Source organism: Thalassorhabdomicrobium marinisediminis (genome assembly GCF_003072065.1).
Lineage (GTDB): Bacteria > Pseudomonadota > Alphaproteobacteria > Rhodobacterales > Rhodobacteraceae > Octadecabacter > Octadecabacter marinisediminis.
The window spans coordinates 85,227-106,887 of record NZ_QCYG01000002.1 but is presented as its reverse complement, the minus strand read 5'-3'; the positions used below and the strand labels follow the sequence as shown (position 1 = coordinate 106,887).

The 21,661-nt window shown below is 64.5% G+C and carries 23 protein-coding genes; 10 read left to right on the top strand and 13 right to left on the bottom strand.

Annotated elements, in window-relative coordinates:
• Nucleotides 1–27: 27 nt before the first annotated feature.
• Nucleotides 28–1,353 carry a magnesium transporter gene (gene mgtE, locus DC363_RS02900; RefSeq protein WP_108639642.1) on the bottom strand — a complete coding sequence of 442 codons (1,326 nt, stop codon included), beginning with the start codon at nucleotides 1,351–1,353 and terminating at the stop codon, nucleotides 28–30.
• A gap of 253 nt (nucleotides 1,354–1,606) precedes the next feature.
• On the opposite strand from mgtE, the gene DC363_RS02895 reads away from it, so the two are divergent.
• Nucleotides 1,607–3,313 (top strand): aldehyde dehydrogenase family protein, encoded by a 1,707-nt coding sequence (locus DC363_RS02895; RefSeq protein ID WP_108639641.1) that lies wholly within the window; start codon nucleotides 1,607–1,609, stop codon nucleotides 3,311–3,313.
• A 9-nt stretch (nucleotides 3,314–3,322) separates the two neighbouring features.
• Here the strand turns inward: DC363_RS02895 and DC363_RS02890 are convergent, their stop codons facing one another.
• On the bottom strand, nucleotides 3,323–4,141 hold the full coding sequence (locus DC363_RS02890; RefSeq protein ID WP_108639640.1) for a hypothetical protein: 819 nt from the start codon (nucleotides 4,139–4,141) through the stop codon (nucleotides 3,323–3,325).
• 132 nt (nucleotides 4,142–4,273) lie between these two features.
• On the opposite strand from DC363_RS02890, the gene DC363_RS02885 reads away from it, so the two are divergent.
• From DC363_RS02885 to DC363_RS02875, 3 genes are all read left to right on the top strand, one after another.
• Nucleotides 4,274–5,425 carry an acyl-CoA dehydrogenase family protein gene (locus tag DC363_RS02885; protein WP_108639639.1) on the top strand — a complete coding sequence of 384 codons (1,152 nt, stop codon included), beginning with the start codon at nucleotides 4,274–4,276 and terminating at the stop codon, nucleotides 5,423–5,425.
• Between the two features lie 228 nt (nucleotides 5,426–5,653).
• Complete coding sequence (locus DC363_RS02880) at nucleotides 5,654–6,646, top strand: response regulator (protein ID WP_108639638.1); 993 nt, start codon at nucleotides 5,654–5,656, stop codon at nucleotides 6,644–6,646.
• Nucleotides 6,643–6,981 carry an Hpt domain-containing protein gene (locus DC363_RS02875; RefSeq protein WP_108639637.1) on the top strand — a complete coding sequence of 113 codons (339 nt, stop codon included), beginning with the start codon at nucleotides 6,643–6,645 and terminating at the stop codon, nucleotides 6,979–6,981. Before DC363_RS02880 ends, DC363_RS02875 begins: the two co-directional genes overlap by 4 nt.
• A gap of 271 nt (nucleotides 6,982–7,252) precedes the next feature.
• Here the strand turns inward: DC363_RS02875 and DC363_RS02870 are convergent, their stop codons facing one another.
• The 10 genes from DC363_RS02870 to DC363_RS02825 form a co-directional block, all read right to left on the bottom strand.
• Complete coding sequence (locus tag DC363_RS02870; protein ID WP_108639636.1) at nucleotides 7,253–7,627, bottom strand: response regulator; 375 nt, start codon at nucleotides 7,625–7,627, stop codon at nucleotides 7,253–7,255.
• 5 nt (nucleotides 7,628–7,632) lie between these two features.
• Nucleotides 7,633–8,733, bottom strand: a complete 1,101-nt coding sequence (locus DC363_RS02865) for an ATP-binding protein (RefSeq protein WP_146180739.1) — start codon at nucleotides 8,731–8,733, stop codon at nucleotides 7,633–7,635.
• A 130-nt stretch (nucleotides 8,734–8,863) separates the two neighbouring features.
• Nucleotides 8,864–11,992: a CHASE domain-containing protein gene (locus DC363_RS02860; RefSeq protein ID WP_158270825.1), complete on the bottom strand. Its 3,129-nt coding sequence runs from the start codon at nucleotides 11,990–11,992 to the stop codon at nucleotides 8,864–8,866.
• Nucleotides 11,993–12,328: 336 nt separating this feature from the next.
• On the bottom strand, nucleotides 12,329–13,168 hold the full coding sequence (trmD, locus tag DC363_RS02855; RefSeq protein ID WP_108639633.1) for a tRNA (guanosine(37)-N1)-methyltransferase TrmD: 840 nt from the start codon (nucleotides 13,166–13,168) through the stop codon (nucleotides 12,329–12,331).
• A 60-nt stretch (nucleotides 13,169–13,228) separates the two neighbouring features.
• The gene (gene rimM, locus DC363_RS02850) at nucleotides 13,229–13,741 is read right to left on the bottom strand and encodes a ribosome maturation factor RimM (RefSeq protein WP_108639632.1); all 513 of its coding nucleotides are present in this window, start codon (nucleotides 13,739–13,741) and stop codon (nucleotides 13,229–13,231) included.
• Between the two features lie 60 nt (nucleotides 13,742–13,801).
• Nucleotides 13,802–14,197, bottom strand: a complete 396-nt coding sequence (rpsP, locus tag DC363_RS02845; RefSeq protein WP_108639631.1) for a 30S ribosomal protein S16 — start codon at nucleotides 14,195–14,197, stop codon at nucleotides 13,802–13,804.
• Nucleotides 14,198–14,209: 12 nt separating this feature from the next.
• Nucleotides 14,210–14,509 carry a chorismate mutase gene (locus DC363_RS02840; protein ID WP_108639630.1) on the bottom strand — a complete coding sequence of 100 codons (300 nt, stop codon included), beginning with the start codon at nucleotides 14,507–14,509 and terminating at the stop codon, nucleotides 14,210–14,212.
• Nucleotides 14,506–15,075: a GNAT family N-acetyltransferase gene (locus DC363_RS02835; protein WP_108639629.1), complete on the bottom strand. Its 570-nt coding sequence runs from the start codon at nucleotides 15,073–15,075 to the stop codon at nucleotides 14,506–14,508. Before DC363_RS02835 ends, DC363_RS02840 begins: the two co-directional genes overlap by 4 nt.
• A gap of 127 nt (nucleotides 15,076–15,202) precedes the next feature.
• Complete coding sequence (ffh, locus tag DC363_RS02830) at nucleotides 15,203–16,705, bottom strand: signal recognition particle protein (protein ID WP_108639628.1); 1,503 nt, start codon at nucleotides 16,703–16,705, stop codon at nucleotides 15,203–15,205.
• Nucleotides 16,706–16,856: 151 nt separating this feature from the next.
• Nucleotides 16,857–17,381 carry a hypothetical protein gene (locus DC363_RS02825; protein WP_146180737.1) on the bottom strand — a complete coding sequence of 175 codons (525 nt, stop codon included), beginning with the start codon at nucleotides 17,379–17,381 and terminating at the stop codon, nucleotides 16,857–16,859.
• A 133-nt stretch (nucleotides 17,382–17,514) separates the two neighbouring features.
• On the opposite strand from DC363_RS02825, the gene DC363_RS02820 reads away from it, so the two are divergent.
• A complete protein-coding gene (locus tag DC363_RS02820) occupies nucleotides 17,515–18,390 on the top strand; it encodes a LysR family transcriptional regulator (protein WP_108639626.1) in 876 nt (291 codons plus the stop codon).
• A gap of 10 nt (nucleotides 18,391–18,400) precedes the next feature.
• On the opposite strand, the gene DC363_RS02815 is transcribed toward DC363_RS02820, so the two are convergent.
• Nucleotides 18,401–18,757 carry an ArsR/SmtB family transcription factor gene (locus DC363_RS02815; protein ID WP_108639625.1) on the bottom strand — a complete coding sequence of 119 codons (357 nt, stop codon included), beginning with the start codon at nucleotides 18,755–18,757 and terminating at the stop codon, nucleotides 18,401–18,403.
• A 205-nt stretch (nucleotides 18,758–18,962) separates the two neighbouring features.
• Between DC363_RS02815 and DC363_RS02810 the strand changes: the two genes are divergently transcribed.
• The 5 genes from DC363_RS02810 to DC363_RS02790 all read left to right on the top strand — a co-directional run bounded on the left by DC363_RS02810 (nucleotide 18,963) and on the right by DC363_RS02790 (nucleotide 21,623).
• Nucleotides 18,963–19,301, top strand: a complete 339-nt coding sequence (locus DC363_RS02810; protein ID WP_108639624.1) for an AtpZ/AtpI family protein — start codon at nucleotides 18,963–18,965, stop codon at nucleotides 19,299–19,301.
• Nucleotide 19,302: 1 nt separating this feature from the next.
• A complete protein-coding gene (locus DC363_RS02805) occupies nucleotides 19,303–20,061 on the top strand; it encodes a F0F1 ATP synthase subunit A (RefSeq protein ID WP_108639623.1) in 759 nt (252 codons plus the stop codon).
• Nucleotides 20,062–20,161: 100 nt separating this feature from the next.
• Nucleotides 20,162–20,386 carry a F0F1 ATP synthase subunit C gene (locus tag DC363_RS02800; RefSeq protein ID WP_108639622.1) on the top strand — a complete coding sequence of 75 codons (225 nt, stop codon included), beginning with the start codon at nucleotides 20,162–20,164 and terminating at the stop codon, nucleotides 20,384–20,386.
• Nucleotides 20,387–20,516: 130 nt separating this feature from the next.
• Nucleotides 20,517–21,047, top strand: a complete 531-nt coding sequence (locus DC363_RS02795) for a F0F1 ATP synthase subunit B' (RefSeq protein ID WP_108639621.1) — start codon at nucleotides 20,517–20,519, stop codon at nucleotides 21,045–21,047.
• A gap of 3 nt (nucleotides 21,048–21,050) precedes the next feature.
• Nucleotides 21,051–21,623, top strand: a complete 573-nt coding sequence (locus DC363_RS02790) for a F0F1 ATP synthase subunit B (RefSeq protein ID WP_108639620.1) — start codon at nucleotides 21,051–21,053, stop codon at nucleotides 21,621–21,623.
• The last annotated feature ends 38 nt before the right edge of the window (nucleotides 21,624–21,661 follow it).

Sequence of the window (21,661 nt, the reverse complement as noted above, 5' to 3'; positions counted from 1 at the left end):
CACCGGTTTCATCGGGCGGGATGGCGCTCACAAACTCAGCACCAGCGTCGCGATGGAGAAATAGATCAGCACGCCCATCGCGTCGGAAATCGTCGTCACCAGCGGCCCGCTGGCCGTCGCCGGGTCCAGCCGCAACCGGCTGAGCAGGAACGGCAGCGACATGCCCACCAGACTGCCGATCAGCACCACGACGAACATCGTCAGCCCTACCGTGATCGCCACATCGACCCCGCCCCGCCATGCGCCCAGCGGAAAGACCACCGCCGCCATCGTCGCGCCCAACGCCGCCGCGACGGCCACTTCGCGCAGGATCAGGTCGCGCCAGTCCTTCATTTCCACATCGCCCGTCGCCAACGCCCGCACCATCAACGTGGCCGACTGCGCCCCCGCGTTGCCACTGCTGTCGATCAACAGGGGCAGGAAGAAGACCAGCGACACATAGGCAAGGATCATGTCCTCGAAATAGGCGATCCCCGCGCCGGAAAAGAGGTTGCCGAACACCAGCAGCGCCAGCCAGACGATCCGCCGGGAATACAGCGTGCCGATCGCCGCGCGGCGCATGGTCTGCTTGAAGGGCAACACGTGGGACATCTTCTGGAAGTCTTCCGTGGCCTCGGCCTCCATCACGTCAGTCGCGTCGTCATGGGTCACGATCCCGACCAATCGCCCGCCGCCATCCACCACCGGAATCGCCAACAGGTCGTAGCGCGCCACCATCTGGCCCACGATCTCCTGATCGGTGTCCGAGGTGACGGACACCGGCTCGGTTTCCATGATCTCGGTCAACGGTGTCTCCTCGGCCGCCAGAACCAAGGCATGCAGCCGCACCGACCCGATCAGCCGGTGATCGGCATCCACCACGTATGAACGATAGATCGTCTCGGACCCGGTCGCCTGTTGCCGCAGGGCGTCCAGCGCGGCCCGCGCGGTCATATCCGCGTCCAGCACCGCGTAGTCCGATGTCATGATCGCGCCGGCGCTTTCCTCGGCATAGCCCGCAAGACGTCGGATATCCGCCTGCGCCTTCGGTTCCAGATCCTGCGCCAGCCGGACCTGCGCCTCGGGGGTCAGACGGTTGAACAGATCCACACGGTCATCCGCGTTCAACCCGGCAACGATGCGCACCAGATCTTGGTGCGGCACACGCCGCGCCAGCTCCGCCTGCAGATCAAGGGGCAGGCAGCCGAACACCTCGGCCTGCCGCGCCCGGTCCAGCTTCGCGAACTCCGCGCCGGCCTTCTCAGTCTCGAGCCGGTCCAGCCAGAACGCCAGATCGACGGGCCGGGCCGAGGCGGTGAAGGTCCGGATCGCGCGGGCGCTTTCATCGGTGGGGCAGGTGGGGTTTGACGACATCTCACAGACCTTTCCAGACAGGCGGCGCGGGGCAGGGCGCGCCCCGTTCTTGCGCCATATCGCGTGGCGCATCCCCACACCATAGGCGGACAGGCCCCCGAAAAGTCAGCCCCGCGCGGCGAAATAATCGCGAAAGTGCCGCAGGATCACGCAGCGATTGCTCTGGACAGCTTCGCGCGGTCCCTGTTCAGTCCGCAAGACGCAAGGGCCAAGGTTGGGGGACGCAATGAACAAGGTGAGCAGGGAAATAACCATGGACCGCACCGCCCTTGATGCGGACCTCGGGGCGCTCACCGCCGCCAAGACCGCATGGGCCCGCACCCCCACCGCCGACCGCATCGCCCTGCTGGCCGAAATCAAGGACCGTCTGCTCGAGGTGGCCGAAGACTGGGCCACCACCGCCGCCCGCCACAAGCAGATCCCGCCCGACTCACCGCTGGTGGGCGAAGAATGGCTCTCCGGCCCCTACGCCGTCATGTCAGCCTGCAACGCCCTGACCGAGACCCTGCGCGGGATGGAGGGGAAGACCTTTCTTGACGGACTTCCCGCCCGCACCACCGCCAACGGCCAACTTGCCGTGCAGGTGCTGCCCCATACCCGCTGGGACCCTATTCTGCTCTCGGGGGTGAGGGCCGAGGTCTGGATGGAGCCGGACGTCACCGCCGACACCCTCGCCGACCATACAGCCACCGCCTACGACATCCCGCCGCAGGCGCGGAGCGGCGGCGTCTCGCTGGTGCTGGGCGCGGGCAACATCGCCTCGATTGCGCCGCTGGACGTGTTCGAGCGGCTGTTCTCGCAGCACCGCGTCGTCCTGCTCAAAATGAACCCGGTGAACGACTACCTCACGCCTTATCTTCAGGCCGCGTTGCAGCCGCTGATCGACCGCGACGCCTTGCGCATCGTCAAGGGCGGCGCCGATGTGGGCGGCTATCTGTGCGGCCACGCGCTGGTTGACGACATCCACATCACCGGCGCCGCCGCGTCGCACGATGCCATCGTCTGGGGCACAGGGGACGAAGGCGCGCGCAACAAGGCCGCAGGCACGCCCAAACTGGACACGCCGATCACCTCCGAGCTGGGCGCGGTCTGCCCCACAATTGTCGTCCCCGGCCCGTGGTCCCAAGCCGATCTGCAATTTCAGGCCGAACATATCGCCACGCAGAAGCTGCACAATTCCGGCTTCAACTGCATCGCCTGCCAGATGCTGATATTGCCCGCCGACTGGCCGCAAAAAGCCGATCTGCTCGCCCGCGTCGGAAAGGTGGTGCAGAAGCTCGACCCGCGACCCGCCTACTACCCCGGCGCGTCGGACCGGTTGGCGTCTTTCGAACGCCACACCCCCGACGCGCGCCGCCTCTCACGCGGCAATGCCCCTGCGCTGGTGGTCGCCCCGGCCGAAGACGACCCGGCCTATTTCACGCAGACCGAAGTCTTTGCGCCCGCGCTCTCCACCCATGAGATCGGCGGCACCGACTCCGAGGCCTATCTGATCGCCGCGATCCGCTATGCGAACGACGCCCTTCACGGCACCCTCGGGGCGAACATCCTGATCCACCCCGGCACCATCGACCAGATCGGCGCCGCCCGTTTTGAAGAGATTGTCGCGACCCTGCGCTACGGCGCCATTGCGATCAACGCCTGGACCGGCGTGGCCTTCCTCACCGCGGCCTGCCCTTGGGGTGCCTTTCCCGGGCACACCCTCGACGATGTGGGCAGCGGGATCGGTGTCACGCACAACACCTTCATGTTCGACCGCCCCCAGCGCGTGGTGGTGCATGCGCCGTGGCGTCCCTTCCCCCGCAGCCTCACCACGGGCAAGCCGACCCTGCTGGCCCGCCCGCCGTGGTTCGTGACGCACCGGAGACAGCACGTTCTGGGTCGATTGCTGACCCGGTTCCAGCACAGCCCGAGCTGGCGCAAATTGCCCCGGATGGCCCTGGAAGCGTTGCGGGGCTGAACGCCGACCTCACCCCCCGTCACGCTCAGGCGACGCGGCCCCGCGCAACAGGCCGGGGGCGGGGGCATACCGTCGCGCCCAATCGTCCAGCCGCGCACGAAGGCTCGCCGCGGGTCCCGCTTTCAATCCGGGCAACAATCCGGCAAGGGTTCGGGCCGTTTCCGGCGAGTCCTCCGCGATCATCTGCAACAGCGTGGCCAACCGCTTGGGAATGCGGAACTCCTCATCCTCGTGGCTGAAATACAGCGCCATGGGCGACGCATTGAGCGCCACCAGAAACCCGATGAGCTTATCGAGAAAGGCGCGATCCCCGATCCGGTTCGCGTCGTCGGCGATATCAAGGCTGACGAACAACTGCCGCCCCGTCACCACCGTGTTCGTCGTGCCCAAAACGAAACTGACCGACAGGGTCAGCACCACCATACCGTTGACCCCGATCAACACGCCCATCAATGCGGCCGAGGTGGATTCGGGGCGGGAAACGCCGCCGCCCACGGTGGAAAGCAAGTGGCCCACATGGGCGAGAATATCCAGCGGCCCCGACCCGCGCTCTTCCATCTGGAAGTCGATCGCCGCGTCCGAGCCGAAAAAGATCAGGCTCCACGCCAGCGCGAGCGCCGCCACCCAATAGGACGCCACGACCGTCATCACCGCCGGCCCCATCAGCCGGTGCTTGAACGCGCCCAGCGGCAGCAACTTGAACAGATCAAAGGCCGCCTTGCCCACGCGCATGGCAATCGGGCTGCTCTGGTTCGCGCCGACCATGGTCAGAAGGATGTCGAGCATGACCACTACAAGAAGAACCGCGCCGCCGATCGTGAATGCCATGGCAAATGTCCCTTGCGATGTTGCTCGCCCGACCTCAACGCCCGCCATCCGGTGCGGTTCCGACCTTTGCCACCTTGGCAATCGCGCAAAATCCGCCACACTGTCCCCGCAGGGTTGTCTGAAGGGGGGATCATGGACTTCGCACTCACCGTTGAACAGCAGGCTATTTTCGACATGGCCCGCGCCTTTGGCGAGGATCACATCGCCCCCCACGCGCGCGACTGGGACGCCGCAGGCGAGATCCCAAAAAGCCTTTGGCCGAAGCTGGCAGAGCTCGGCTTCGGCGGGCTGTTCGTCTCGGAAGCGCACGGCGGCACCGCATTGTCCCGCCTTGACGGCACGCTGGTGTTCGAGGCGCTCAGCATGGCCTGCCCCTCGGTTGCGGCGCTGCTGTCGATCCACAACATGTGCGGCGGGCTGGTCGACCGTTTCGCCAGCGACGCCCTGAAAGCCCGCCTGCTGCCGCAGATGGTGACGATGCAGCGGTTCGTGGCCTATTGCCTGACCGAACCGGGCTCCGGCTCGGACGCGGCGGCGCTGAAAACCCGCGCGCGGCGCACGGGTGGGGGGTATGAGATCACCGGCACCAAGGCGTTCATCTCGGGCGGGGGCTATGCCGATGCCTATATCGTCATGTGCCGCACGGGCGGCGACGGGCCGAAGGGCATCAGTTCGATCCTTGTGGAAGCGGGGGCCGAGGGGCTGTCCTTCGGCGCGCTGGAAGACAAGATGGGCTGGCGCTCGCAGCCGACGCGGCAGGTGCAGATGGACGCGTGCAAGGTGCCATTGGACAACCTGATCGGGGACGAGGGGCAGGGCTTTTCCTACGCCATGGCCGGGCTGGACGGCGGGCGGCTGAACATCTCCGCCTGCTCGCTGGGGGCCGCACAGGCCGCCTTGACCCAGACGCTGGCCTACATGGCCGAGCGGCAGGCCTTCGGCCAATCGCTCGACCGGTTTCAGGCGCTGCAATTCCGCCTTGCGGATATGGAAATCCGGTTGCAGGCCGCGCGGGTGATGCTGCGGCAGGCGGCGTGGAAGCTCGACACCGGCGCGCCCGATGCCACGACGTTCTGCGCCATGGCCAAGGCCTTTGTCACCGAAGCGGGCTCGACCATCGTCAACGATTGCCTGCAACTGCATGGCGGCTATGGCTATCTGGCGGACTACGGCATCGAAAAACGGCTGCGCGATCTGCGCGTGCACGAGATCCTTGAAGGCACCAACGAGATCATGCGCCTGATCGTCAGCCGAAGCCTTGTGTCCGGCGGGCAGGGGGGCTGACCCCGCTCCTTACACCGCACAACCTGCGCGAGAGCCTGCCTTTTAAGGCCCCTTCGCCTGTTCTGGCCTTTGCTCCATGCCAGCGGCCCCGAAAGCACCTGCGAAACGTCGTTAAAAGTGCGTTAACGCGCCTCATTTCCGTCTTGATTCACCTAGAGATTGCAACCTGTAGTTCCCCACGGTGCGGGCGGATTGCGATGTGAGCGTAACGTTTCAAGGACGGCGAAAATGCATATTCTGGCGGTAGACGACGACCCGATCATTCTGGATCTGTTGACCCATTTCATCGAGGACATGCCCGAGCATACCGTGACTACGGCCCTCTCGGTCACCGATGCGCTGGGGCTGATGGTCAAGCCCGAACAGCCCTTCGACTGTTTCCTGCTCGACATCGTCATGCCCGGCACCGACGGCATCGAATTGTGCAAGATCCTGCGCGGCACCGACCGCTACCGCACGACGCCGATCCTGATGCTCACGGCGATGGCCGACAAGGGCCACATCGACAGCGCCTTCGCCGCCGGGGCCAGCGATTACATCACCAAGCCGTTCGAGCTCAACAGCCTCAAGGGCCGTCTGAGCCTCGTCGAACAGATCGCCCGCGAGCAGCGCGAACCAACCAGCCAGACCTACGCCACGCAGGCGCTTCTGGGCATGTCGCCGGACGATCTCGCTGACGAGATGACGATCGACCTGCACCAGCCGCTGCCGATCTACGACGTCGAGGGCGTGATCGAGAACTCCGCGATGGAGAACTACGTCACCCAACTGTCGCGCAAGTCGCTGTGCGGCTCGGTCGTGATGGCCTTCACCATCCGCCACATCGCCGACCTGCATGCCTGCCTGTCGCCCTATGATTTCACCTGCGTCGTCACCGATGTCAGCGAAGCCATCGCCGACTGCCTGCTGCCGACGCATCGTCTCGTCTCATACGCGGGCAACGGCACCTTTGTCTGTGTCGTCGAAGGGGCGGCGCAGATCGACATGGAGCGGTTGGTCGACCACATCAACCTTTACATCAACGCGATGGAGCTTTCTGCCAGCGATGGCACGGCGCTGAACATCCGCGTCTGTGCCGGTCGTCCGGCGCGCCTGATCTGGCGCAAGGGCGACAGTGCCATCGACGCCCTGCATCAGGCTCATATCAGCGCGGAAGAGGCCGCAGATCGTCTGACCCGTGACATGGGCAGCATCTGGACCGTCTCGCACAGCGTCGCATGAGCGCGCTCGCCATCTCTGACGGTCTCGCCCCGATCCGCAGCCGGTTTCTCGACTTGCTGGACGCGCGCCAGACCGCGATCCACGCCGATCTGGAATTCGTCTTTGCCCACCCCGAACGCGCCGGCCCCGCGCTCGAGCGGATCATGGCCGATCTGCACAAGATCGCCGGCACCTCGGGCACGCTGGGCTTTGCCGACCTTGGCGACCGCGCGCGCCGCGCCGAATACGCCATTGCCGACTTGCTCGACGCCCCCAGCGGCCCCGCTACGCCGGTTTACATGCTGATCATCGACGTGCTGGAAGCCGCGCTGGACATCCTCGACCCCGCCACCTGAGCCAGGTCACATCAGACAGACAGCACCGCTGCCCCCCCGGCAGCGGTGTTTTCGTGTTTGCCGTCCCCCGGACAACCTCCCTTCAGCCCCGTGGACGTGTTCCAGCCCTTCCGCGACCTCGGCGGCACGGCTCTCACCCCTTTGCTGCACCGCTAGCCTTGGCGCGCCACGCAAATCGTTGCGGACCGAACCCTCACGCCCACCCCCTCCACACACCAAAAGGGCCCCGCAAGGGGCCCCTGTCCAATCGGTCTGTCGCTGCGCGGCGGCCTCAGGCGGCCTTGCTTTGCAGCATCTCGGTGATCTCCTGCCCCAGCGTCACCGGATCGAACGGCTTGAGGATAACGCCCACGGCGCCGGTCTTCTTGAACGCCTCGATCTCTTGCGGCTGGACCCGCGCGGTCATATAGATCGCGGGCACGTGGGCCATGTGATCCATCTTGCGCAGCTCGGCCAGAAGCTGTGGCCCGGTCATGCCGGGCATCATCACGTCAAGCAAAAGCACATCCGGCCGGGCCTCTGCCGCCACCGCAAGGGCGGCATCCGCGTGTTCGTATTGATCGACGTGGAACCCGCCGACCATCTCAAGGGACATGCGGGCAATTTCGCGGATGTCTGCATCATCTTCGACGTGAAAAATCTTCATGGGGCCTATCCTGCTTTGGGAATATCGCTGTCGGGGACAGCGTCTGGTTTGGGAAGGTCAACGTGGAATGTCGTGCCGACCCCCACCTGACTGGTGAAGGTGATATGACCGTTCTGCTTGTCAAGAATCGCTTGAACGATGCTCAGACCCAGACCGGTGCCGCCGGTGGCCGCGCGGTTGCGGGTTCCGATCTGCACGAAGCGGTCGAACAAGAAACGCTGCTCGGAGGCGGGAATGCCTTCGCCCCGGTCGGTGACACTGATCCGGTTGAACGCGCCGTTGTCTTGCAGGCGCACGGTCACGGCAGCCCCGGCGGGGGAGAATTTGATGGCGTTGGACAGCAGGTTCACAAGCACCTGCACCAGCCGGTTGGGGTCGATGAAGGCCACGGCGTCGCGGGCCTCGATCACCAGATCTGCCTTCACGTCGAAGCGCTGGCGATAGCCCGCCACGGCTTCAACCGCGGCGTCGATCACCTCCACCAGCGGGGTGTGGGCATTGTCGAAAACCATCGCGCCGTCGGCGATCTTGTCCAGATCCAGGATGTCGTTGATGATCAGGATCAGCCGGTTGGCGTTGCGATGGGCGATCTGCACCATATCCCGTGCCCGTTCGGGCAGGGCCCCGGCAGAGCCCGCCAGCACCAGCCCCATGGCCCCCTTGATCGCCGTCAGAGGGGAGCGCAGCTCATGGCTCACGGTTGAGACCAGCTCTTGTTTCTGGCGTTCGGCGTTGCGCCGTTCGGTGATGTCATGGAAGGCGGCAACAATCTGGTCGGGAAAGCCCGAAAGCCCGGGCAGTTGCACGGTGACGTCGAAATGCGCGTCACAATGGCTGACCTCAAGGTGTTTCGGCGCCGACTCGGCGTCCATCGTCTCAAGCAACGTTGCCACTTTCGCGGCGGACATCCTCAACCAGCCGCACAAGTCCGCGAGCGGCACGCCTGCTGCGGCCGACTGTCCGGCCAGCCGCGCGGCGGCCCGATTCTGAAACCTTACGGCGTGGGTCTGTCCATCGAACACCAACACAGGGTCGGGCTGCCGATCCAGGATCGTCCAGGCCTCCTGCATTGGCAGCGGTAATGCGTTTTCTGCCTCGTTTGCCAATGTAACACCTCAAAAACAATTCACTCGGAACAGGAAAAAACCTGTCGGTCCAAGCGGCCCCGATATGGGCCGTGCTATGAAAGCTAGAAGCCAAATGTGTTCTTATTCGGGAAGGAATAGGCCATTTTGGTTAACCGGTCCGGGCATATCTGACCATGCGACTAACAATGTCGTCCAGATTGGCGCGGGACTTGATGATCTCCTGATCCACCCGCAGGTCGCGCACGCTCGATTCCGTGGCCGAGAGAGAGATGATCCGCGCCTGCGGTTGCAGCCGCCCCACATCGTCCAGAAGTTCGCCCCCGTGCCCGTCGGGCAGGTCCCAGTCGATCACCACCAGATCGAAAGTGTCCGCCTGCATCGCGATCCGCGCGGCCGCAATCGTCATGACCGAGGTCATCTGCGCCCGATCGCCCAGCCCCTTTCGGACGATCTCGGCAAAGTCGCGGTCATCCTCAAGATGCAACACCTTGAAATGCGGCCCGTCCGCCTTGTCTGTGTTGGCAGGCACCGGTTGGCTCGTGTCCTCATCGGTCAGCGGCACGGTGAACCAGAAGGCGGTCGGCTGCCCCTCGACGCTGGAAAAGCCGATCTCGCCGCCCATCCGTTCGACAATCTGGCGCGAGATGTTGAGACCCAACCCGGTGCCCCCCTTCGCCCGCGTGTCCGAGGCATCCTCTTGCGAGAAGGGTTCGAAAATGCGGGTCTTGAACTCGTTGGTGATCGCAGGCCCGGTGTTGAGGACGCAGACCAGCGCCTTGCCGTCCACCGCCTCAAGCCGCACATGCACGACCGTGTCGTTGTCGGAATATTTGCACGCATTCGACACAAGGTTGGCGATCAATTGCTGCGTGCGCGGCGCGTCCACCAGCGCAAAGACGGGATCGTTGGGCACGTCCAGCTCAACGGTGACATGATGCTGCACGGCAAAGGGCAGCATCTGCTCGACACTGGCCGAGAGCACAGGGGCCATGTCCGTCGGCTCGATCTGGAACTGGCTCTGGCCCGAGCTGATCTTCTCAAGATCGAGGATGTCGTTCACCAGCGCCGTCAGCCGGTCGGTATTGCTCGCCGCGATTTCCAGCAGCCGGTCAGAGCCGTCAGGCATCGCCGGCAGCATCGGCCCCCGCAGCAGCCCCAACGCCCCCTTGACCGAGGTCAGCGGCGTGCGCAGTTCGTGGCTCACGGTGGCGACGAACTCGGACTTGAGCGTATCGACCATCTTCTTTTCGGTGATGTCGTTGATCTGGACGATATAGATCTCGCCCTGCTCGATCGGGTCGAACGCCCAGGCGACCGACAGCAGCCCCCAGATCGGCGCACCGACGCGCGGCAGGATCTGGTGTTCGCCCTCATAGGACGACTGCCCCTGCGCCCGCAGGTCGGCAATCGCCTCCAGCATCGTTTGCAGGTCCTCCTCGGTGATCAGGTCAGCAAAGGTCATCCGCTTGCGCAACGTCTCTTCCGAATAGCCGGTCAGGCTGCACAGAGCCTCGTTCATGTTGATCAGCCGCCCGTCGCTGGACAGCAAGGCGGTGCCGACCGGCGCATGTTTGAGCACCAGTTCGAATCGTTCGCGGCTGGCCTGCAAGGCGTCCTGCGTGGCGCGCAGGTCGGTGATGTCCATCTGCGCCCCGATCAGCCGCAGCGCGGTGCCCGCCGCGTCGCGGGACACAACCACCGCGTCCGCCTTCATCCAGCGCACCGACCCGTCTTCGTCGATCACCCGATATTCCGCCCGCGACCGCCGCGTCAGCCCGTCCCGACAAGCTCTGTCCGCCTGACGCACGATCTCGATATCTTCGGGGTGGATGCGCGAGAAGAAGACCGCTTGCGGGTCCTCTTCATCGGGCGAAATCCGCATCAGCTCGCGCCAGGTGTCCGAAACGACCGAGGTGTTGGTCATCAGATCCACGTCGAACACGCCGATCTGCGCCCCCTCAAGCGCCAGATTCCAGCGCGCTTCATTGGCCTTGATGCGGCGGGCGGCGGCCTCGCGTTCGCCGACATCCTGCACCAGAACCGTGGCCCGCGGCTCACCGCGGGCGGTTTCCCACAGGTTCTTTTGCACCAGCAGACGCAGCGATGGCCGCAGGGGCGAGCGTGCGGACGTGGCCTCTTCGTCCGAGGTGCCGTCGCAGGGGTCGAGGTTCAGCAGATCCCGCAGCGGCGTGCCCACCGCGATATGCTCCAGCCGGAACAGTTCATGCGCGGTCTGGTTGGCCGACAGGATGCGCTGGTTCTGGTCCAGCACAAAAATGGCGACCACGGCGTTTTGCAACACCGACTGCGTCTCATCCGTCTTCGCCTGCAACTCGCGCGTTTTGCGTTTCACTTCGCTCTCGATGCGCCGCTCGCGCTGGGCGACGATCCCCAGCAGGCGAGCGATCATCACCGACAGCGCCAGCCCCAGCGCCCCGATCAGCCATTTGGTCCAGCTGCCATAGGCCGCTTCAAAGGCCGGTGTGCTGTGCCAGTTCAGCGTCCAGTTTCGCCCGAAGATCTCGGCCGCGCGGCTGGTGGCAAACGCCGAGCGTTCGGGCTGCGTTACCGCTGCGTCGCTATAGACCGTCACCGCCTCGCCGGTGGCGTCCGCATCCAGCGCGGTCAACATGGCGTATTCCGTGTCCGTCCGCGACAACGTGTTGAACAGCATCTCTCCGACAAATGGCATGTGGACCCAGCCGCGAAAACCCGCGGTGCGGCCGCGGCGGGTGCTCAGGTCCGTGCCTTCGGCAAAGATCGGACGGAACAGCACATAGCTGACCCGCTCGTCCTCGTCCTGCACCAGCACGATGGGCGGTGTCATCCGCGTCGTATTGCTCCGCCGGCTCTCGAACAGTGCCGCACGGCGTCCGGCCTCGAACCCGACGTCCAGCCCCAGCGCGGTTTCGTTGCCCGCGCGCGGTTCGATCATCTCAATGACGAAACGTTCCGCCCGCCCGCTCGGCGGATGGATCGGCGGAAGCGGCAACCCGCGTCGCTGGGTCCGCTCTTCCAGCACGTCAAGCTCGCCCAGACGGACGACGCCCACATGGCCGAACCCCAAAATACCCGGCAGCTCCGCCTGCAGGTTCAGCGTTTGCGTGAAGTTGCGGAAATCCGCCGCCGTCACGAAGTCCGAGGCCACGAACAGGCCCGCGCCCGCGTCCAACACACGGTCGAACCCCTCAAGCCGGTCCTGCAACACCTCAAGATTGTCATCGGCCAGCTGTTCGAACCGCGCATGGCTCTGGGCCTGCTCGGCCCGATGGATCATCCAAACGGTCACGATCGAAGCGAGCGCTCCGATCAGGAAAACTATGATTTGCGCCCGTCTGGTTGAGATCACTTCAACTCTATCCCGTCGCTGAAACCTGCCGTGCCGGCGGGCAGGTGTTGCGGAGTATTCGACACTCTCTTCTACGGGCGAAACGGGGACAGGTATATCACCGCGAAAGTGTTAATGACACCTGAGGTATGAAGGACACAGTTTTGCCCGAAGCGCAAAGATTGTCGCTTCGGACCCGACAATCCATTGCGATCCTGTCCGAAATGTCCCGGATCTATGGCGGTCCTGTCTCGACCCTTCGGCAGGCGGCGCGCCCGGCCGGGCCTAGCTGTCTTCGTGCTTCTGCCACAGGTCCGGCCGCCGGTCCTGCGTCAGCTTCTCGGACTGTTCGCGCCGCCACTCTGCCACCTTCTTGTGATCGCCCGAGGTCAGCACCGCCGGAATGCTGCGCCCTTCCCATTCGGCAGGGCGGGTGTATTGCGGATGCTCCAGCAGACCGTTGGAATGGCTTTCCTCAACCGCGCTGTCGGCGTTACCCAGCACCCCGGGCAGCAGCCGCACGCAGGCGTCGATCAGCGTCATCGCGGGCAGCTCACCTCCGGTCAGCACGTAATCCCCCATCGAGACCTCGATCACCTCGAAGTGTTCCAGCACCCGTTCGTCCACGCCCTCGAACCGGCCGCACAGCAGCGTCACCCCGTCCTGCGCCGCGAATTGCTGCGCCATGGCCTGCGTGAAGGGCAGCCCCCGCGGGCTGAGGTAGATCAGCGGCATCCGGCCCTTGGCCCGCCGCCGCGTCGCCGCAATCGCGTTGCCCACCACGTCGGCGCGCAACACCATGCCCGCGCCGCCGCCTGCGGGCGTGTCGTCCACGTTGCGGTGGCGCCCCTCTCCGAAGCGGCGCAGGTCCGTCGTCTGCAACTGCCAGATCCCGTCCTTCAGCGCCTTGCCGGTCAGGCTGGTGCCCAACAAGCCGGGGAACGCGTCCGGGAACAGGGTAATCACCTGCGCGGTCCACGCGCGCGCCAGCGACACCTCGTCCGTCATAAGCTCTTGCGGCTTGGCGCTGACCTGAACGGACTTGCGCCCGGCCGAGCGGCTAGGGGCGGGTTTCGTCGGGGTCTCCGGATCGGGTTTGGGCGGCGTCTTGGGTGTGTTGCTCATGGCACGCACATAACGCAAGGTCGTCCGCGCGCCAATTCAAAGGTTGCGGCGCCGCGCAGATCAGTCGTCGAACAGGCCCTGCGGCGGGTCGATCACGATCCGGCCCGAGGCCAGATCGACCGTCGGCACGATGGCCTTGGTAAAGGGCACCAGCACGGTGTCGCTGTGGCGTGGGCTGACAACCTCAAGAAGGTCGTCGGCCCCGTTGCTTTGCACGGCTTTAACACGGCCCAGTTCGGCGCCGCCGGTGTCATAGGTCATGCAGCCGACCAGATCGGCATGATAGAATTCGTCGTCAGGAAGCGACGGCAACTGGTCGCGGCGGGCGAACACCTCCATCCCGCGCAGGGCGTCGGCCTCTTCCTTGGTGGCGATCCCGTCGACCCGCGCAATCAGCGAGCCCTTGGTCTGCCCCTTGATCACGATCGTCGCAATCTCGCGGCCATCGGCACGGGTCAGCGGGGTGTAGTCGGCAATCGCCTCCGGCTCGGCGCAAAAGGATTTCAGCCGCACGTCGCCCTGGACCCCGAAGGACCCTGACAAGACACCGACAACGATCGTATCATCCGACATGGGCATTCCTTTCGGGGGGCGGGCAGGGCGGTCCGCAAACCGCCCCGCCACGGGTCTTGATTATTCTGCGGACTCGTCTGCCGGGGCGGCATCCGCTTCTGCAGCAGCTTCGGCGGCAGCGGCCTTCTTGGCCTCTTTCTCCTCGGCGCGGTCCTTGGCAGCCTTGCCCGGCTCACCCTTCTTGAGGTTCTTGCGCTCTTTCTTCTCGAGCACGCCAGCGGCTTCGAGGAAACGGGACACGCGGTCAGACGGCTGCGCGCCTTCGCCCAGCCAGTAGTTCACGCGGTCCATGTCCATGCGGACGCGGTTTTCGTCGTCTTTCGCCAGCAGCGGGTTGTAGGTGCCGAGCTTTTCGACATAGCGGCCGTCGCGGGGCATGCGGCTGTCGGCTGCAACGATCCGGTAGAAGGGGCGCTTTTTCGAGCCACCGCGGGCAAGGCGAAGTTTCATAGCCATGATAGTGATCCTTTAAGATTTGTCTTTGTGGTGCTGATGATGCTGAATGACTTCAGCGATGATGAAGTTAAGGAACTTCTTGGCGAACTCGGGGTCCAGTTGGGCCTTGTCCGCCAAATCTTCGAGCCGTGCGATCTGTTCCGCTTCGCGGGCCGGATCGGACGGGGGAAGGTCGTGCTCGGCTTTGAGTTTCCCCACAGCCTGCGTGTGTTTGAACCGCTCGCCCAAGGTATAGACGAGGATCGCATCAAGCCGGTCGATGCTCATCCGGTGGTCTTGCAAAAGCTCGGCCGCGCGGCGTTGATCGCTCATCTCAGGGCTCCCTTGTGGTGGCGCCAGATGTTGACCCGTGGGCCGCCCTCGGCGTCGTCGTGGAATTCACCGCCCGGTGCGTTGGCGATCTCGGTCTGTTTGGCGTCGAACGTGGCCCCCAGCGCGCGGGCGACGGCGACCGACGCCTCATTGCCCTCGTCGATGTGGCTTTGCGCGGTATCGACGCCCATGACGTCCCAGGCCCACGGAATGATCCGGCGCATGGCTTCGGTGACGTAGCCCTTGCCCTCGTGCGACGCGTCATACAGCGTCCAGCCGAATTCGGGCTCTTCGTGAATGACCGGGTGGAATACGCCGAACCCGCCCAGCGGGGTATCGGGGTCCGACTTCAGCGCACCGATGAAAAGGCCGTAGCCGCGCAGCACCCATTGGCCCGCGAAACTGCTGAAGCTGCGCGCTGCGTGCGACCGGCTGACCGGGCCGCCGACGAATTGCGCCCGCTCGGAGGTGAGGAACGCCATGAAGACATCGGCGTCCGACACCTTTGGCGCGCGCAGGATCAACCGTTCGGTTTCAAGCACGGGGATCGTGGTGGTCACGCTCATGCGCGTCCCCCCGCCTGATGCACAGCATCAGGCAGCGCCCGTCCCGCCCCCCCACGGGGCGGCCGCTTCGCGCTCTTCCCGTGCGGGCCGGGCGCAGCAAGGCGCACAAGTTGCGGTGTTGCCATCATCACTTCTTCTTCCCGAAGCCGCTGAGGCCGGGGGGCAGGGCCGCGCCGCCGCCCAGACCGGGCATGCCGCCCATGCCGCCGGGCATCCCGGCGCCCAGTTTCTTCGCGGCTTCTTCCATCGCGGCGGGGTCGTTCATGTCGGGCATCCCGCCCTTGCCGAACATCCCCTTCATCGCCTGTTTCAGCGCGCCGCCTTTGCCCATCTTGCCCATCTTCTTCATCATGTCCGCCATCTGGCGGTGCATTTTGATCAGCTGGTTCAGCTCACGCACCTCAAGCCCCGCACCGGCGGCGATGCGCTTCTTGCGGCTCGCTTGCAGGATCTGCGGATTGGCGCGTTCCTTCTTGGTCATCGACTGGATCAGCGCGATCTGACGTTTCAGCACGCTGTCATCGAAACCCGCCTCTTCGACCTGCTTCGACATCTTCTTCATGCCGGGCATCATGCCCATCATGCCTTCCATGCCACCCATCTTGAGCATCTGCTCCAGCTGCATCTTCATGTCGTTCATGTTGAACCGGCCCTTCTGGAACCGTTTCATCATGCGTTCGGCCTGCTCGGCCTCGATGGTTTCCTGCGCCTTCTCGACCAGCGATACGATATCGCCCATGCCAAGGATGCGGCCGGCGACGCGCTCGGCGTGGAACTCCTCGATGGCGTCCATCTTCTCGCCCAGACCGACGAAGCGGATCGGCTTGCCCGTCACCGCCCGCATCGACAGCGCCGCACCGCCGCGCCCGTCCCCGTCCATCCGCGTCAACACGACGCCGGAAATGCCGATCCGCTCGTCGAAGTTCTCCGCCGTGTGCACCGCGTCCTGACCGGTGAGCCCGTCGACCACCAACAGCGTCTCACGCGGGTTGGCGACATCGCGCACCGCTTCGACCTGCTGCATCAACTCTTCGTCGATCGACAGACGGCCCGCGGTGTCGAGCATATAGACGTCGTAGCCGCCCATGCTCGCCTGCGTCTTCGCGCGCTTGGCGATCTGCACGGGGTCTTCGCCCTTGACGATGGGGAGCGTATCGACGCCGATCTGCACCCCGAGGATCTGCAACTGCTCCATCGCCGCCGGGCGGTTCACGTCAAGCGACGCCATGAGGACCTTCTTGCCCTCACGCTCTTTCATCCGCTTGGCCAGCTTCGCGGTCGTCGTCGTCTTACCCGAGCCCTGCAGGCCGACCATCAGGATCGGCGCGGGCGGGTTGTCGATCTTGAGCTTGCCGTCGCCGCCGTCACCGGCCAGCACGTGCACCAGCTCGTCATGGACGATCTTCACAACCTGTTGGCCCGGCGTGACCGATTTCGTCACCGACTGACCGCTTGCCTTGTCCTGCACCGCCTTGATGAAATCCCGCGCCACGGGCAGCGACACGTCCGCCTCAAGCAGGGCGACCCGCACCTCGCGCAGGGCGGTCTTGACGTCATCCTCGGACAGCGCGCCCTGTTTGGTCAGGCGGTCAAAGACACCGCCAAGGCGATCTGACAGGGATTCGAACATGCAGCACTTCCTTTACGTCGTCACAGGCAGCCCCCGAAAAAACGGGAACGATTTAAAGCAGTTTGACCCCTGTGGGCGCAACGCGCTGACAGGGGGCGATCCTTGCGACAGCAAGGACCGGAGGTTTGACACTCCGGATTTCCGGCTGCGTTTAGGGGGCTATGGCGTCTGAGTCAAGCGATCTTGCACCGCCGCTGGACGAGGGGGCCGCCGCCAGCCAGCCGTTTACCGCTTGCACCGCCGTCTGCGCGCCACGTCCGCTGGTATAGACTTCGGTGAACGGGTGGGTGCCCACGTCCATCCCGCCGCTGAGCACATAGGCCATGCGGTGGGTGTTGCTGCCGCTCCCCGAAGACGACTGGATCACAGCCTCTTGCAGATGGGCCAGCGCGTGCACCGTCTCGCGATAACCGCGCAGCGTCCGCCGCCGATGGGTCAGCGTGCCGGCGGTCCGGTCCAGGATCAACTGGTTGCGGCGCACAAAGGCCCACAGGAACAGCCCGAAGAACGCCCCAACGATAAGGATCACGACCAGCCCCGCCACCACCTCGCCGGAGGCCATCAAACCAACCCCGAGCGCCACGAAGCCAAGGCTCATCCCCCCGAGGATCACCGCGATCAGCCAGGGCTGGTTTTCGAGGATAAGCAGGTCCGGCGTTTGGCTGACGATTTTCAAGAATGCACCCGAGAACAGGGGGCCGCACTGGCCATGCACCATATTCTAAAGCGCATATTCCGGTTTGTCGCGACAAAAAAGCGCGTTATAGACGAACTGTTGCCGGATATGTTCGATTTTGCACAGGGGCGTCATGGAAAACTGGGATGAGGTGCGCACCGCCTATCAGGTGGCCAAGATCGGCACGGTCAGTGGTGCGGCGGCCGCGCTGGGTGTGCATCACGCCACGGTCATCCGCCACATCGACGCGCTTGAACAGCGGCTGGGCGCGAAACTGTTCCAGCGCCACGCCCGCGGCTACACCCCGACCGAGGCGGGGCAGGACCTGATGCAGGTGGCCGGTGCCACCGAAGACCAGTTCACCCAGCTTGCAGGCCGGATCAGGGGCAGCGGCGATGGTGTCAGCGGTGAGCTCGTCGTCACCTCGCTGATCATGATCGCGCCCCTGCTGATCCCGACGCTGACCCGTTTCCAGACCGAGAACCCCGACCTGACGGTGCGCTTCCTGACGGGTGAGCGTCTGTTCCGGCTGGAATACGGCGAAGCCCACGTTGCGATCCGCGCCGGTGAGGCGCCGGACCAGCCCGACAACGTGGTGCAATCCTTCGTACAATATACCATGCACCTTGTCGCCGCGCCGGCCTATGTGGAAAAACACGGGCTGCCGAAGGACATGGACGATTTCCGCAACCACTGGTTCGTGGGTCACGACGGCAGCAACCGCGCGCCGTTCAATCTGTGGCTGGTCGATCATGTGCCCGCCGACCGCATCAACTTCCGCACCACCGACAACCGCGCCACGCTGGGCGCCGTGCGCGCAGGCGCGGGCATCGGCTTCGTCGCCCGCCACGCCCTGCAGGAAAACCCCGATCTGGTCGAAGTCATGCCAAGCCTGCCCGAATGGTCGGTGCCGCTCTGGCTGGTGACCCATGTGGACCTGCACCGCTCGACCAAGGTGCAAAGTTTCCTGACCTTCCTCAAGAAAGAGGCCGAGGGCTGGAACGCCTGACCCTGCGCGTCTAGCCCGCGCCCTCGGGCGGCGTTTCCGGCAACTCCGCCGCCAAAAACCGCTCGAAAGCGTCAAGGTTCACCGGCTCGAACTGGCCGAACCCCTGCATCCAGACCGAGGCCTCGCGCAAGGCATCGGGCTCCAGCTTGCACCACTTCACCCGCCCGCGTTTCTCTTGCGAGATCAGCCCCGCCGCCGTGAGCACCTGCAGATGTTTGGAAATCGCCGCCAGCGACATCTCGAACGGCTCGGCCACATCGGTCACCGCCATGTCATCCTCAAGCAACATGGCCAGGATCGCTCGGCGGGTCGGGTCGCCGAGCGCCGCAAAGACGGTATCCAAAGAGGGTGTGTCACGCGCAACCATAGCGGCTATTGAGCCTGCACCGCGTCAAACGTCAACCGTTCGGTTGAATATCGAAATGCGCACCGCCACCGGTCCGGCACCCCCGTTCCCCCTTCATCTGACCAAATAAACTCAATCATAACAACAGACTGGCCGCGCCCTCGTCGCAGTTGACTCCGGCCCCGCGCAACCTTAGACCCTCGGCAACCAAGGAAGGGGCGCCTGCATGTCCGATCCCGAAACCCAAGACGATCACGCCGCCCGCCTCAAGGCGCTGGAAGAGCGGATCGCCAAGGCCAAGGGCGAAGATCGCAAGCCCCGCTCCGAGGAGCATTATTCACAGGCGCAGATGGCCTGGCGGATGGTGATCGAACTTGTGGCCGGTCTGGGGATCGGTTTCGGCATCGGGTATGGGTTGGACCTTCTGTTCGGCACCGTGCCCATCTTTATGGTGCTGTTTATATTCTTCGGGCTCGCGGCCGGTGTGAAAACCATGATGCGGTCCGCGGCTGAGATGCAAAACGAACGGTTGGCCAAAGAGGCTGACGAACAAAAGGAAGACTGACGTGGCAGAGACGACGCAAAGCGCAGAAGGCGGCCTTTCGTTCCACCCCCTCGACCAGTTCGAGGTTTACCGTCTGTTTGGTGAGGGTCCGGTCCACTGGTACACGATCACCAACGTGACCCTGTGGATGGCAATCGCCGTGCTGTGCATCGTGCTGCTGCTGGTCATGGGCACCCGCAAGCGCGCCGTGGTGCCCAATCGCACCCAGTCGATCGCCGAGACGCTCTACGGCTTCATCTACACCATGGTCGAGGATGTGACCGGCAAGGACGGGGTCAAGTATTTCCCCTATATTTTCACGCTGTTCATCTTCATCCTGATGTCCAACTTCCTCGGCCTGCTGCCGATGGCCTTCACCACCACGTCGCACATCGCGGTGACGGCGGTTCTGGCGCTGGCGGTTTTCATCGCCGTGACGGTGATCGGCTTCGTCAAGAATGGCGTATCCTTCCTGGGCCTGTTCTGGGTTTCCTCCGCGCCACTGGCGCTGCGCCCGATCCTCGCCGTCATCGAAGGCATTTCCTATTTCGTGCGCCCCGTCAGCCACTCCATTCGTCTGGCCGGCAACGTCATGGCGGGTCACGCGGTTCTCAAGGTGTTCGCGGGCTTCGCGCAGGTCGGTCTGCTGATCGCGCCTTTCGCGATCTTCGGCGTCATCGCGATCTACGCCCTCGAAGTGCTGGTCGCGGCCATTCAGGCCTACGTCTTCACCATCCTCACATGCGTCTACCTCAAGGACGCGCTGCATCCGTCGCACTGACGCCGCAGCCCAACCCACACGGCGGGCCACGGTCCGCCCCCACAGGCAAACGCGGACTTCTCCGCCAAAGCACAAACTTCCAATCGTAAGGAGATACATCATGGAAGGCGAACTCGCACACATCGGCGCAGGCATTGCAGGCCTGGGCACCGGCATCGCGGCACTGGGTGTCGGCAACGTTGCTGGCAACTTCCTCGCAGGGGCCCTGCGCAACCCATCGGCTGCGGCCGGTCAGACCGCGACCCTGTTCATCGGCATCGCGTTCGCAGAAGCACTGGGGATCTTCTCGTTCCTCGTCGCTCTGCTGCTGATGTTCGCAGTCTAAGACACGACGGACATTCCTTACGAAAGGTGGGGCGCCCGCGCGGCGTTCCACCTGAGTAGGGCCAAGCCCAAACCTTCGACGCGGCCCGTTCCGGCCCGTCCTCACAGAACATCTAAGAGGGATGCGACCCATGGCTGACACAGCAGTCGAAACAGGAGCCGAGGCCAGCGGCGCGGGCATGCCGCAGCTGGATCTCTCGACCTTCCCGAACCAGATTTTCTGGCTCGTGGTCACGCTGGTCGTGATCTATCTCATTCTGTCCCGCGTGGCGCTGCCCCGCATTGGCGCGGTTCTGGCCGAACGTCAGGGGACCATCACCAACGACATCGCCGCCGCCGAAGAACTCAAGGCCCGCGCGAAAGAGGCCGAGGCCGCCTACGACAAGGCGCTGGTCGACGCCCGCGCCGAAGCCGGCAAGATCGTCGATGAGGCCAAGGCCGAAATGCAGGCCGAGCTTGATGCGCAGATGCAGAAGGCCGAAGCCGAAATCGCCGCGCAAACCGCCGAGAGTCAGGCCGCCATCGCCGAGATCGAGGCCGGTGCCTCCGAAGCGATCAAAGCGGTCGCCAAAGACACCGCCAAGGAAATCGTCGCCGCTCTGGGTGGCAAGGCCGATGCGCGCTCCGTGACCGCAGCCGTCAACGCGCGGATGAAAGGGTAAGCCATGAAATATACCGTTGCCACCCTTCTGACCCTCGCGGCGTCGCCCGCGCTGGCCGCCAGCAAGAACCCGTTCTCGGGCGATTTCTGGCACCTCGACAACACCGACATGATCGTGCTCGTCTCGTTCCTGATCTTCGTCGGCGTGTTGCTCTACTTCAAGGTACCGTCCATGTTGATGGGCCTGCTGGACAACCGCGCCACGGGCATCCGCTCGGACCTCGACGAAGCCAAGGCGCTGCGCGAAGAGGCGCAGACACTGCTCGCCTCTTATGAGCGCAAGCAGCGCGACGTGCAGGAACAGGCCAAGCGCATCGTGGATGACGCCAAGGCCGAAGCCGCCCGCTCGGCCGAGCAGGCAAAAGAAGACATCGCCACATCGGTTGAGCGTCGTCTGGCCTCGGCCACCGACCAGATCGAAAGCGCCAAGGCCGCTGCGATCCGTGACGTGCGCAATCAGGCCGTGGCTGTGGCTGTGGCCGCTGCCCGCGACGTGATCGCCAAGCAGACCACGGCGGAAGACGCGGACCGGATGATCGACGAGTCGATCGCCGAAGTCGGTGCCAAGCTGCACTGACGCGTCGCGCCATTACCGAATGACCAAAGGCCCGATGC